The organism is Pseudomonadota bacterium, from assembly GCA_022361155.1.
Classification (GTDB): domain Bacteria; phylum Myxococcota_A; class Polyangia; order Polyangiales; family JAKSBK01; genus JAKSBK01.
Genome location: JAKSBK010000255.1, coordinates 1 through 12097 on the forward strand (window position 1 = coordinate 1; position 12097 = coordinate 12097).

Genomic DNA, 12097 nt, shown 5'->3' on the forward strand with positions numbered 1-12097 from the left:
AATTTGCTGTTGGCCTTGAGCGCTGCGGTTCACCCCCACGTGCGTGGGGACAACGATTTCCCTAATAGCAGGCGGCGCGGGGCGACCGGTTCACCCCCACGTGCGTGGGGACAACGGTCCGGGTGGAAACCCGAGCGTATTCGGCCGCGGTTCACCCCCACGTGCGTGGGGACAACACTTCGAGATTACACCGAATCCTCACCTGCGAGATGGTCTATGTGTTTCTCTTGTTTTTTCCGGTTTTCAAAGAACGGTGGCGCGGCTCCTTGAGCTCCGGCGAGAGTCTGCGCACGAGGAGCACGAGGCCGTCGTAGTCGGCGGGTTGGCGGCTGGGCGTACCGGCGGTGCGGAGCGTGAACCGTTGCTCGCCGCCGGAGCTGCGGAGGTAGGTGCAGGCACCTTTGTCCCCCCGGGCGGAGGTCACAGCTTGCCAGAGTTCGTCAGCGACCCTGGAGCTCAGGGTCCCGACGAAGACGCCTGGATGGACTTCTAGCATCCAGCGAGTGAGGCGCCCCCGGAGACCAGCCGGAACCCGCTCAACGACGAACAGGGTCACGAAGCCTGCTCATCGTCGTCAGCGGCAAGCTCGGCGGTTGGCGCTTTGCGTAACGGCGCCAAGTCTCCGAAGTTCCTGCCGCCCTGCACGTCACCCTCCGGTGACCATAGTGCGGCAACACGATCGACGTCGCCCGGGTGTGTTAGTGCGTCCACCTGCACCGGCTGCAAGCCCAGGGCGCGCTGCATGTCGGGGACGATGCGTTGCATAAGTCTGGCCGCAAGAAACTGCTCGCGGCACGCACGCCGCGCGTGGGTCTCGATACTCTTGGTCCTTGACTCCGACGCGGCGCGAAACGCAGCCGGCACCGTCACCTCGCTCTTGTAGAGGTCCGCGATGTCGTAAACGAAGGACAGGGCTTTGCCGGTATGAATGAAGCCGAGGGATGGACTGAATCCGGCCGCCGCCACGGCAGCCGCGACCACGCCATAGAGGCACGCGTTGGCCGCGGAGAGCGCCCTATTCACAGAGTCCGATGCATTCCAGGAGGACTGTTTGTACGCGCGCCCGGCCCACGGCACGCCCGTTAGTTGGCTTTGGCGCCGATAGCATTCGCGGACGCGCACGCCCTCAAGGCCTCGAATCTGTTCTAGCGTTGCGTCGGGCGGCGGCGGTGTTGCGAAACGCATCGCGTACATTCGTCGCACGACGCACAGTCGTTCCTCTTCGTCCGCCCAAGCTCGTGCCTGGGTGGCCAGATTGTCCATGCGCTGCTTCGGCGCCACGGTCGTCGCGTAGCAACGGACCGCCCCCTCTCCGCACCAGGCGGTCACACAGCCATTGTCTGCCAGCGCCACCATGGCAGCCTGGGTAACCGTTGTGCCAGGCCCGAGCATCAGCAACGACAGGGCCGCCACCGGTACCGGCGTCTGACCGCGTTCATCCCACAGCACAATCGCGTTCTGCTCGCGTTCGATCCGCGCACGTTCAACATAGAGGAACGTCCAGCGATCGACGATGCGAGGAAGGGCGTGTCTAGAAGTGCTCACGCCAGCGCCACCGAGAGCATTCCGAAGCCGTACGCCTTGGCGGGACCAATGCCGCGCTCGAGAGCCACCCGCAGTTTCCTGACGTCCGCGACGCGCAGCATCCCCTCGAACGTGGTCCCCTCGAGCGTCACGCGCCGCCGCTTCCTCGAGCCGTATATCGTGGCCACTTCCTTCACCACGGCAGCTGGCACGTCGTTCCGCATCGCCGGGATCTGAAAGCCATGCTGATCACCCTTGCGGGTCAGCCATTGCAGACGAGCCTCATCCCCGCGCAAGGGTACCCGTCGCCCGTGCCGACGTGCTTCGCCTGGAAGCGTCTTGGTCTCTATCTTGCGCGTGACGTTCGCGCGTAGCCTGAATAGCAGGTGTTGCCCCTCCTTCAACGCGGACCAGAGTTTGGTCAGTTCGCGCGTTTCGGGATTCTCAACGCCCTCAAGCTGCAGAAGGAAACCGGCCGGGAGCCGCGTCCAGTCCGGGGGCTCAGGGGACTGCACGAGCAGCGCGCAACGGGCTTCGCCAAACTCCGGCCGGAACAGGACACGCTCGTCGCCAAAAGCTCGGTCACCGTGATCGAAACCCGACGATATCCGCGTGTGCAATGACTGCACGTCGGCCATGCAGCGGCGTACTTCACGATGCATGGGGTTCAGGAACAACCGGCTAAGCTTCACGGAGCGCCTCCCTCGACTTCGGCCACGTTCAGCCACTCTGTGCGCACGCAGCGGGAGGTGTGTTGCCGCGCGTAGAGGCAAAACGAGAGCGGGACATCGTTGCGCGCGTCGCCCTCGTCCGACTCCAGCACCAGGCGCACACGTTCCCGTACCGGGCCAGGAGCCGCCGCCTGAAGCGCAACGCTGCAGAGGGCTTCCTTGGGAAGCGCGTCCACCACCGCCACAAAGATCGGCATGCTCGGAACGCACGCCTTGCGACCCAAGAAGAGCGGCCACCGCGGATCTTGAAGGGCGCCCGCGGCCCGGTTCAAAAACGCTGCGTCCGAGCCGCCCAAAGCCACCAGGAAGCTGGCGTCGGACAGGTAGTAGCGGTGCGTGACAGCGGTTTTGGTCGTGCCGTAAAGCGCGTGCCTTCGGCCGCGAAACATGCCGGCGCCAACCGTGTGGTAGTCACGCAGCAACTGACCCTCACGGTCCACCCGGACCGCCATCTGCAACTCGGCAAGCCTCGCCACCGTGGCGTCGTCGTCGCGCGGCGCCCCCAAGGCGGACGCCAGCAAGCCAAGCACACCGCTCTTGGAGGGCTCGGTGTCGGTGTCGCGGATGCCAAAGCGCCCCTGTGTGCCCCAGGATTGCAGGGGGCCCTCAAGCCGCAGCAGCAGAGATCTCACGCTTCCACCGGCGCGGCGCTGTTCTCAACAACGCGCTCGCTGAGCTCGTCAAAGCTGGAGACACGTTTCACGTTCAACCCGGGAGTTCGATCCTCAGACAGGCGGCGGTCGGCCAACGTCACGGCCAGGCGGATGCCGTCGCTTCCAAGCATACTGTGCACGCCTTCAAAGTAGGTCTCGAGCGCCGCGATGGAGCGCGAGATGACATCTTGCTCTGGCGTTGCGCGGACCGGCCGAGTGAACGCATTGGCGAGTGACCAGGTTGGGCCACGCTCTCGCACCACAGCGAGAACGTAGCTCGGAGGATTGTGCGCGGCCATAGAGTTCTGCTTGCCGGAAGGGATCGCCCGCACCACGGCGTGCAGGAGTGCGCGGAGCGTGTTGCGCTCCAACTCCGAGCCCTGCGCCTCTCCCAGATTGGCAGCAAGTTGAGAGAGATCGAGCGCAAGGTAGCGATAGTAGCAGGCGGAGTTGAACTGAACAGTGCCCATCATGTCCGAGCCGGCGGTGTCCTCTGGTTTCAGATCGTCGACGGCCGTGAAGAAGTCGAAATCCATATTGACGCGGTGGGTGGAGATCGCGTGCGCGACCTGGCACGCTGCATCCACGTTCCATTCCGGGCTGTCCGCAATCATTCGCCCGAACAGCGCAAGGTCGGGGCTCCTGCGGGAGTCTTCAAAGATCCCTTGCAGCCGGCCAACGAGCTCCTTCGACAGCGCCGACTTGCCCGACTTCTTGCTCTTCTTTCCCTTCTTTTCGCCTTCTGCAGTGGGCGGCGCGACAGACAATTCGTTCCAGTGTTCTTGGACGAGGTTTGCAAGGGCGCGCAGCTGCCGGCGGGGCATGAATATCAGGTATTGGGTCTTGTCCTCCTCTTGCTTGAAGCCAAATCCGCCGCCCTGGATCGACAGTCTCGTCCTCTCTCGCGCCTCCTGGGGATCACGTTCGTGGTCATCGACCAAAATCGAGACTACTTCGTCAACGAGCCTCTTGGTCCTCACCGCAAGCGTGTTCGTGTCTATGCGCTCGTCAGTACGGAATACTTCGCGCATGGCCCGCTTGAGGCACTGGCTGGAGATGCGGGCACGGCGCACGCCACCAAGCTCACAGTCCTTTGGTGCTCCGGTGTCGTCGCGGTTGAGGTTGGATGGTGCAAAGTTCTGCAGGATGTGCAGCTCGACTTTCATTTCGTTGGTTCCTTGGTTGAGGTTGCGGTGTTCTGGACTCCCCAGAAGTCCCTTGCCCATTGTCTCTGGACCCATCGCGCCTCATGCTCCCAGTGCAGCAGAGTCTCCAGCAGATTGTTCCAATCGAGTCCGAGCTCGTGGGCCTTGAGCAGCGAAATCGCGTGGCGCAGGTGCGTGGGGAGGTCATCGATATGCGCGTCCAGTAGGGCAACGAAGCGGGCCTCCAAGCTGTCGCTTCCTGGCCTCCTCTCTTGGACGGTGCGCAGGGCGGTCGCGAGGCTTCGCGCTGCGGCGACGGGGTGCGTGCCAAAGAGAGCTGCGGCGAGCACGTAGGCCCGCTCCTCGAATGGCTTCGCATCCGACGGAAGAAACGGCACTACGTAGGGGTAGGCAGCAGCAACCGAATCTGGGGAGAGCCCGCGGCGGAGAGCGGCCAGCGCGGCGCGGTCGTCGCGTCGTGCGAGTTGGTTCAGGTTATCGATCAGTGCGAAACTCATGGGCTTACCTCGTCGGACACGGCCGGTAGGCTATGGAGATTCCTGCGCAGCGTCGCTTCGCCTTGGGCGCCCGCGCGGAGCATCCTTGCGGTTCCTCCCAGGGCCTGGCGCGCAGACTCGTAGCACCGCAGTACTTGTGCCCTCACCCTGGCACTGAAAGCGTCCCGGGCCTGCTTCTCGTTGTGGCCAAGGTCTGCTAAGTATGCATCGAAATCCTGCTTCAGCGCGCTCCAGTATCGATCCATAGTTCCGAGACTGGAGACGACGTTCTCAACATCGTTCTTCTCTGGCTTACGATCGGCGCCGGAAAGCGCGGCCTTGGCGAGCCGGCGAACGGCGTTACGGAGAGCAACCCCTCCCTCCTCAGCCAGAGCGAGGGAATCGCGAAGCGACTCACCGAGATTGGCGTCAGCCAGGAGTCGAGTTGCGGTCGCGAAGCGTTCTTCGCGTGCAAGGAGTATCTTAGCTTGGTCACCCCTCAACCCCAGCAGCGAGACGTCCAGCCGGCGCTCCGGAGGGACTGCCTTCCGCAGCTCTCGCCTCCCAAGCTGGCCGAGTGTAAGTGGTCGAATCGACTTGTCCGCCGAGCGGAAAAGAGCGTGCGAATCTCGCCAGACTGCCCCTTGAACGTCAAACGCTAAAGGTATCGAGCCTCGCTTGGGATTCCGTTTCCAGGCCACCATGGGATCGCACACCTCCTGTCTGTCGAGATCTGTGCCGTTCACTACTACGACGCTTTGGATACCATCGTGCTCCTCAGTCGGGCGGAGTTCTACGCGCCGGCTCTGCCAGGTTAGCAGGTCGAGCCAGCCATAGGGCACGCGCCGGTCAGCACAAGCTGGGTGATCTTGCTCCCATGCTGGTAAGTCGGTAGCGGCGTTGCCGGGAATGGGAGCACCGCCGGGCTGGTAGACGAGCAAGTTCAACATCAGGGTCTCGAAAAGCGTGGTGCCGCGCACCAGTACCAGTGCTGCCCGGTTCAAAGGTGCAGCCTCGACCGCTTTCGATTTAGTCGGTGTAAATCCGCCTGGCGCGAAGGCCTGCAGCGCAACGAGATGTCGCGCGGCTTCCGACAGCGGCATGAGGTCGCACCAGCCATCAGGTCGGTGTTGAAAGAGATGGGCCGGAGCGCCGTAGTTCGAGCGTTCGGCCTGTAGGATTTCTGGTGGCTTGGATTCGAAGGGAAGCGCGGCGCACTGATAGAACGGTCGCTCCGGGTCCAGAAGCTGCAGCCGTGGTCGCCACTGGTCCAGGTAGCGATCGATCGTCTCCGCATCAAAAACACCACGCTTGTGAAGCGCCAGCCAGGCTGAAAGGTCCTCCGGACCGAAACAGCGGTGGACGAACGCCAGCAGAAGCCGGTGAAGCGCGGCCACGACCAGTGGTGAGCTATGGGTCAGCTCTTGGTACCGATGGGCTCCGACAAGCGCCTCTTGCAGCCCGACTTCGCACCGCCGATTCCCTACTTTGACCGGGATCCAGCCTTCGGTCGTGAGGTCAAAGGTGTTAGCCATTCAGCCCTCCTCGCTTCGCTCGAGCACCAAGCCCAAGGTGTCATCTAAACGGACTCCATAACGGCCGAGCGAGGCAGTCCCGTGATCAAGCAGCAGTGGGCGCCGGTCGCGCAGCAGTGCAACACGTGCCCAACTCTTGGGTGGATCTTTTGCCTGTAGCAACTGCACAAGTTCGGGGTTGTTAATTGGAATGCTCCGAAGCAAGAACTCTTGAATCAGCGCCCGGTCGGGCTGTAGATCTAAATTCAGGACGTCGGTCGATGTTGGCTCGAGGCGCTTCGTCCCGTGCACGCGGTGCAAGCAGATCACGTGACAGGAAGGGCCACCAAGTCGGGTCTTGGCACGAAGCTCCTCGGCGATATCCGCTGAGTCTTCATCGAATGGCATGTCGAGGTTGCCGAAGGGATCGTCCGAACTACGAGGATCTGGCAGGAGTCGTGCCGCCGCACTGGAGCTGGCCTTTGCGTTGCTACGTTGGTGACGCGCAAGTGCTGATGACTGTGCTCTGTGCGTCTTTTGTTCGGGCTTCTTCGCGTATACCGCCTCGACAAGTGCCTCGATGTTTTTGGGTAGTTTCAACACAGTCAGGCTGCGCGTGACATCCCAGGTACGTGCCATGATGTACGAATCATATACACGGGCTACTACGCCGAACGAGGGCGCCGGGTCGGTAGTCGCGGCTGGTGCGACAAGCATTAGGGTCGGTTGCTTTACGCGCTCGGGGCGCAAGTCTCGCGCGTGGCGGTGTAGGCGGCCCGCGCGCTGCAGCACCAAATCAACCGGCGCGAGGTCTGAAGCCAGGACATCAAAGTCAACGTCGAGGCTTTGCTCCAAGACCTGCGTGCCGACTATGATTGCTGCTCGAGGGCGATCGGCGTCATTCGGGCCGAGCCACCTGCCCAACTCGCGCTCGCGCTCGTGGCGCTCACGCATCGTGAATCTGGAGTGCAGCAGCAATAAACGCGTATCCGGCGGCAAGCTGCCAGTGTAGCGCAGATGCAGGAGCTCACTGAACGCTCGCTGGGAGCGAGCCACCGAGTTGCAGATCCAGCCGGCGCATCCGCCGTCGCCCACCTTCTCAAGTAATGCGCGGGCTGTCGCCCCCACCCCCGCATCGTCCTGAAGCCATTCAATAGCGATGTGTTGCTCGGGGCGGGATATATCAAACCTCTGTGAATTAGCCGAGGTTGCATCAACGACTGTCGCACGAGGATAAGGCGGAGTCTCGCAGTCGACAGTTCGTCCAGCGAAGGCTTCAAGTAGCTTCGCCCGGCGCGACGATGGCAACGTCGCGGACAGTACTACGACGCTCGCTCCTAGAGCACCCAACCATGCCACGAGACGGTCAAGGAGCGTAGACGTGTATGTATCGTATGCATGGACCTCATCGAGGATCACGGTCTTGCCGGTTAGACCAAAAAGGCGCACGAAACCATGCTTGACACGCATCACACCTAAGAGGGCTTGGTCGATAGTTCCCACTGCGTGAGCAGCAAGAAGCGCCCGTTTTGGGCCGCAGAACCACTGCTCCGCCACCACCGAAGCGTGGTCGTCTTCGCCATAGACCGCGCGCAGTTTCAGTTCGCGGTACGACTTCGACAGAATGGCAGACCCGTGCACAAGATGGAGATTTTCCCGCTGCTTTGGGTGAGCCGACTGCAGGAAAGCGTTTACCCGCCGAAACATCTGATCCGCAGTCGCTTGAGTTGGCAGGCCCACGTAGAGGCCGCCTTGGCCGACCTTGCTTGCGAACGCCTCCGCCAGGTGAAGGGCGGCCTCGGTCTTGCCTTCGCCCATCGGCGCTTCGATGAGTACCAGCGCCGGTGAGCTCGCGCGGTGGGCGACGTCTGCGGTTGCCTGCTGTAGCGGTCGCGGCGGGAAGCCGAACAGCTTGCCGAAGTCTGTTTCCCGAACCTGCTCAAGGTTCCTCCAGCCAACACGAGCCAGGGCCTCCTCGGCGCGTTCCATGGCAATCGTCCAGTAATCGTTCGTGCTGGCTGGAGCGTACTCGTACGCGAACGTCTCCCGACCCGAACCGATCCAGTCGGCTACAGCCGTTAGACCAGCCAGGGCGGCAAAGAATGCGTGGTCTCGTGTGAGCTGCGCGCCGCACGCGGGTGGATCCAGTTCACCCAGGACCTGCGTGAGCTCGCGAACGAGGCCCTTGCGCGCTGTGGCCCACAGTGCTGCCTCGCCTCTCTCCCTGGAGCCGATGAGGTGAGCATCTGCGTCTGCGTCCTTGGGGAAGGTGCCATGGTGTGCAGCAACGGCCCGTGCCAGGCGCCACGCGACGTCTTCATCGAAACCGGCGTCCTCCAATGCCGCCGCAGCCCAGGCAACAGACATGGTCCCGTGATCGCGTGCTTTATGCGTAGGGTCGAGATCGAAATCGTGTTTTGGTAACTGAGCGCGCGCCGGCTCCCATTTCATCTGGAAAGCTGGTGATGCTTTCCCTATATCGTGCAAACCAATAATCACGCACAGCCAGTTGGTCGCGAGCTCCTCGCCGCTGGCGAGAGGAGCAAGTAGCCGGCGGCGGGGAACTCGTGGGAGCAGCGGAATCAGGTGCCTGGCAACGGCCATCACGTCCAGCATATGGCTCAACAGCGGATGAGCTGGCGCGCCACCCTCCTTGGCGCCTTTCGCCTTGCCCCAAAGCAACCACTCCGGTCGTCCGGCAGCCGATGCGTACCACCGCTCGATTTGCGCCTCGGGGTTGTCGCCGATCCCGTCTGCGTTCACGCGAGTCCTCTATCACCCGCACCGGTCCGTCTCAGCTTGTTTGAGACGACCTGCGCGACTTGTGGGGAACACGTCAGCGGTGGCCAGCCACGCAAAGAGGCGTGGTCGAGTGGCGACCACCGCGTTGCCCTCGCCCCTTGTTCGCCTTGTTTGGAATTCATCCCCATCCCCCCCTACCTACGCCCCCCGCGTCTCAGCTTGTGTGAGACAGGTTGTTCGAGCGCGGACTTTTTTCCGCGCGTCTTGGCCAGGCCCGGCCGATAGCGCCCGAGCGCGCCGGCGAGCTCGTCCTGCACGGTTTCCCTTAGAATCGCGGGCTCGAGGGCTTCGGCGTGCTTTCCCCAGCCGAGGACCCAGCGGGCGGTTTCGAGGTGGCCGGAGACGCGGGCGCGGACGATGAGGGAGCCGCCGGGTTGGTCTTCGAGGGTCTGGTTGGCGATGAGGGGGTATTCGCTGGCGTAGCGGGCGACGGCGGGGTGGAGGCGGATGGCGACGTCTAGCTCGTCGCCGCTCCAGGTTTTGACGCTCTTGCCGAAGAGCGCTTGCTCGTCGTAGTCAGGGCGGCGCTTGGCGCAGGGCTGCTCGAGCAGGGCGGCGTGGCGGATGCGGGCGCACTTGAAGGTGCGCCAGGCGCTGCGTTCGAGATCGTAGGCGATGACGTAGAGGTCGCGGCCGGCCAGGCGCAGGGCGGCGGGCTCGACGGTGCGGGGCTTGGGGGCGCTGTCGCGGGTGCCGCGGTAGCGGATCTGGACCCGGCGGCGTGCTCGGATGGCGGCGTCGAGCGCGGCGCTGATCTTGGGGTGCTGGGCGAGCGGGGTCTTGGGCAAGGAGATGCTGCGATCGTGGGCCTGGCTGGGTGCGAGCAGCGAATCGAGCTCTTGGATGAAGCCCGTGCCTTCGAGGGGCCCCATGCAGCGGCGCGCCAGGTGCAGCGCGGCCCACTGGGCGGGAGAGGGGGATAGGGGTGGCGGTGCGGCGATGTCGGCAAAGACGCGCGCCTCGCCGTTGACCTGCTCGCGCCGCAGTCCGGCACCGGCTGCCTCCAGTGCTTCGAGGTCGCGGTACACGGTCGCGCGGCTGCCGCCGGTGGTCTCCATGAGCCAGCGCACCGTGGTCCCGCGGTGCCGCCGCTCGTGAAGAGCCCGCCACATTCCCAACCGACGCTCCAGAGCCGCTCGCTTCTGTCGTGCCACGCGCTACCCCAAGTTGAATTGAATACAGCGATGTTAGCACGCATTGAATCCGAGGCCCCAGCAGGAACTTCGACAATTGCGCCACCCATGACAATTGCGCCACCCACATGGGGGTCCATGCGGGCCGGTGTCGTTTCGGCGAGGACTAGTGTTGGATTTCTGCGAGGACGCAAGCCCCGAGCACGCCGCCCTGCACGGCCGCAGCCGATCTGTTTATTCTGTCACGAGCCCCAAGCCGGCGTCGGCGAGCAGGCGCCGGTCCTCGCACTGCTCGGGATTGGGCGTGGTGAGCAGGCCGTCGCCATAAAAGATCGAGTTGGCTCCTGCGAGGAAACACAGCACCTGCGCCTCTCGGCTCAGGGCGGTTCGACCCGCGGACAGCCTGACTCGGGCCTCGGGCAGCATGAGCCGGGCCGTCGCGCACATGCGCACGAGATCCAACGGATCCACCGGTGGACGGCGTGCGAGCGGGGTGCCTTCGACCGAGACCAGCGCGTTGATGGGCACGCTCTCCGGCTGCGGTCTGAGGTTAGCCAGCGTCACCAGCAAGCGACAACGGTCCTCCACCGCTTCGCCCATACCGATGATCCCGCCGCAGCACAGCGACATCCCCGCGTCGCGTGCGCGCTGCAGCGTCGCGAGACGCTCGTCGTAGCTGCGCGTAGTTACGATCGCGCCGTAGAACTCGCGCGACGTGTCCAGATTGTGGTTGTACGCGGTCAATCCAGCGTTGGCGAGTTGCTCGGCCTGCGAGTCGCTCAGCATGCCCAGGGTGACGCAGGCTTCCATACCAAGCTCCCGCACACCCCGTACCATGGCGAGGATGCGCTCGAACTGCTCGCCGTCACGCGCCTCGCGCCAGGCAGCTCCCATGCAGAAGCGGGTCGCGCCGGCAGCGCGGGCCTGCTTGGCCCTGCGCAGTACTTCAGCGGTTTCGAGCAGCCGCTCGGACTTGACGTGGGTGTTGTGGCGTGCGCTTTGCGGACAATAGCTGCAGTCCTCTGGGCACCCCCCTGTTTTGACCGATAACAGGCTGCACAGTTGTACCGTGGTCGGATCATGGTGCTCACGATGCACGCTCTGCGCAGAGTGGATCAGCTCCGGTAGCGATTTGGTGTACAACTGTTTGGCCTGTATGAGGGTCCAGTCGTGTCGGGCTTCCATCATCTAGACGCCATCGATACCAGGCGACGTGCTCCGGGTCGAGCGGGCAGCGCGCCTGCCCGGAGCCGCGCGCCAGCGCCAGGGGTCGGCGGGCCTTCATGAGTGAAGGGCGTAGCGACGCACAGGCTTCGGATCATTCGGATCAGGTCTTGCTGGGGCCGGAGGAAAAGCCGGACGAGGGGCCGAAGGCCGGGCGGCGGCTGCCTTGGTCAGCGCGCCTGAGCGCAAATGGAGCCGCCGACCTGGCTCAGGCTCCTGTGCTGAGCGCCCTGGCGACCGTCGCGGCATTCGTGGACTTGGCACTCAAGCGGGTTGTGCTGCCCCCACTCAGCGGCCGGGTCGAGCACGGTCTGCTGCTACGTGCCCATCGCTGGGGCGACTTCGCAAGCAATCTCTGTGCCGTCGCGGCGGTCGCCGCCATTTTTGTCGGCCTGCTTGTGTTCGTTCGGAGCGATCGCCACACCACCCTGCTTCGCCGCGCGATGTTGGCCTGCTTCGGGGTGATGTTTCTCGCCACGGGCGCCTTCGCCGCTGTAGGGCCCCAGTATGTGGGCTCCATAGGGCAGCTCGTCCGCTTCGGAACGGGTGCCGCCAACGTCCTCGGCGTGCTGGTCATGATGATCGCGCTCCGCAAGGTGGAGCGCCCCATGAGTCGTGTGGTCGTCAGCGAGGCCGCTCTGGTAGCAAGCTTCTCGCTGCTCGCACAGGTCACGGAGCTCATTGGTCGTCGCAAGCTCAGTGCGCAAGCGCTCGGCGCCTATGAAGTGCTGCGAGGGCTCGGCGAGTGCTGCTACCTGGCGCTTCTGGTGACCGCGGCCGTGCTGTTCGTGCCCCGCGGTCGCGGTTGGCACGATCGCGTCGCGGTCGGCGCGGGCGGCGTGCTTGCGGGGCTCGTGGGCATGGCCGCCTACAT

12 protein-coding genes are annotated in these 12097 nt (G+C 64.0%); 2 read left to right on the plus strand and 10 right to left on the minus strand.

The genetic code is table 11. The annotated features are described in order from the left end of the window. Positions 1 to 214 precede the first annotated feature (214 nt). Genes cas2e through cas3 form a run of 8 tightly spaced genes read right to left on the minus strand, consistent with a single transcriptional unit; the run spans position 215 to position 8053 of the window. Positions 215 to 496: a type I-E CRISPR-associated endoribonuclease Cas2e gene (gene cas2e, locus MJD61_09445; GenBank protein MCG8555494.1), complete on the minus strand. Its 282-nt coding sequence runs from the start codon at positions 494 to 496 to the stop codon at positions 215 to 217. Between the two features lie 56 nt (positions 497 to 552). Beyond that, positions 553 to 1545, minus strand: a complete 993-nt coding sequence (cas1e, locus tag MJD61_09450) for a type I-E CRISPR-associated endonuclease Cas1e (protein ID MCG8555495.1) — start codon at positions 1543 to 1545, stop codon at positions 553 to 555. Then, positions 1542 to 2216: a type I-E CRISPR-associated protein Cas6/Cse3/CasE gene (gene cas6e / locus MJD61_09455; GenBank protein ID MCG8555496.1), complete on the minus strand. Its 675-nt coding sequence runs from the start codon at positions 2214 to 2216 to the stop codon at positions 1542 to 1544. The genes cas1e and cas6e overlap by 4 nt, the downstream gene beginning before the upstream one ends. Further along, the gene (cas5e, locus tag MJD61_09460; GenBank protein MCG8555497.1) at positions 2213 to 2887 is read right to left on the minus strand and encodes a type I-E CRISPR-associated protein Cas5/CasD; all 675 of its coding nucleotides are present in this window, start codon (positions 2885 to 2887) and stop codon (positions 2213 to 2215) included. Before cas5e ends, cas6e begins: the two co-directional genes overlap by 4 nt. Beyond that, positions 2884 to 4074 carry a type I-E CRISPR-associated protein Cas7/Cse4/CasC gene (gene cas7e, locus MJD61_09465; GenBank protein ID MCG8555498.1) on the minus strand — a complete coding sequence of 397 codons (1191 nt, stop codon included), beginning with the start codon at positions 4072 to 4074 and terminating at the stop codon, positions 2884 to 2886. The genes cas5e and cas7e overlap by 4 nt, the downstream gene beginning before the upstream one ends. Continuing rightward, positions 4071 to 4571 (minus strand): type I-E CRISPR-associated protein Cse2/CasB, encoded by a 501-nt coding sequence (gene casB, locus MJD61_09470; protein MCG8555499.1) that lies wholly within the window; start codon positions 4569 to 4571, stop codon positions 4071 to 4073. Before casB ends, cas7e begins: the two co-directional genes overlap by 4 nt. Beyond that, positions 4568 to 6085 (minus strand): type I-E CRISPR-associated protein Cse1/CasA, encoded by a 1518-nt coding sequence (casA, locus tag MJD61_09475; GenBank protein MCG8555500.1) that lies wholly within the window; start codon positions 6083 to 6085, stop codon positions 4568 to 4570. Before casA ends, casB begins: the two co-directional genes overlap by 4 nt. Then, positions 6086 to 8053 (minus strand): CRISPR-associated helicase Cas3', encoded by a 1968-nt coding sequence (cas3, locus tag MJD61_09480; GenBank protein ID MCG8555501.1) that lies wholly within the window; start codon positions 8051 to 8053, stop codon positions 6086 to 6088. It lies immediately after the preceding gene. 117 nt (positions 8054 to 8170) lie between these two features. Between cas3 and MJD61_09485 the strand changes: the two genes are divergently transcribed. Then, complete coding sequence (locus tag MJD61_09485; GenBank protein ID MCG8555502.1) at positions 8171 to 8488, plus strand: hypothetical protein; 318 nt, start codon at positions 8171 to 8173, stop codon at positions 8486 to 8488. Between the two features lie 512 nt (positions 8489 to 9000). On the opposite strand, the gene MJD61_09490 is transcribed toward MJD61_09485, so the two are convergent. Beyond that, positions 9001 to 10020, minus strand: a complete 1020-nt coding sequence (locus MJD61_09490; GenBank protein ID MCG8555503.1) for a WYL domain-containing protein — start codon at positions 10018 to 10020, stop codon at positions 9001 to 9003. A 213-nt stretch (positions 10021 to 10233) separates the two neighbouring features. Beyond that, positions 10234 to 11184, minus strand: a complete 951-nt coding sequence (gene bioB, locus MJD61_09495; GenBank protein ID MCG8555504.1) for a biotin synthase BioB — start codon at positions 11182 to 11184, stop codon at positions 10234 to 10236. A gap of 98 nt (positions 11185 to 11282) precedes the next feature. Between bioB and MJD61_09500 the strand changes: the two genes are divergently transcribed. Beyond that, positions 11283 to 12097 (plus strand): hypothetical protein (locus MJD61_09500; protein MCG8555505.1); only part of this gene is annotated, 815 nt, incomplete at its 3' end.

What these genes read in the sequence shown, in the direction of transcription:
- cas3 (MCG8555501.1), bottom strand. Translation starts at nt 8,053, where the DNA reads ATGGAACGCGCCGAGGAGGCCCTGGCTCGTGTTGGCTGGAGGAACCTT.
- cas2e (MCG8555494.1), bottom strand. Translation starts at nt 496, where the DNA reads ATGCTAGAAGTCCATCCAGGCGTCTTCGTCGGGACCCTGAGCTCCAGG.
- bioB (MCG8555504.1), bottom strand. Translation starts at nt 11,184, where the DNA reads ATGGAAGCCCGACACGACTGGACCCTCATACAGGCCAAACAGTTGTAC.
- casA (MCG8555500.1), bottom strand. Translation starts at nt 6,085, where the DNA reads ATGGCTAACACCTTTGACCTCACGACCGAAGGCTGGATCCCGGTCAAA.
- cas7e (MCG8555498.1), bottom strand. Translation starts at nt 4,074, where the DNA reads ATGAAAGTCGAGCTGCACATCCTGCAGAACTTTGCACCATCCAACCTC.
- casB (MCG8555499.1), bottom strand. Translation starts at nt 4,571, where the DNA reads ATGAGTTTCGCACTGATCGATAACCTGAACCAACTCGCACGACGCGAC.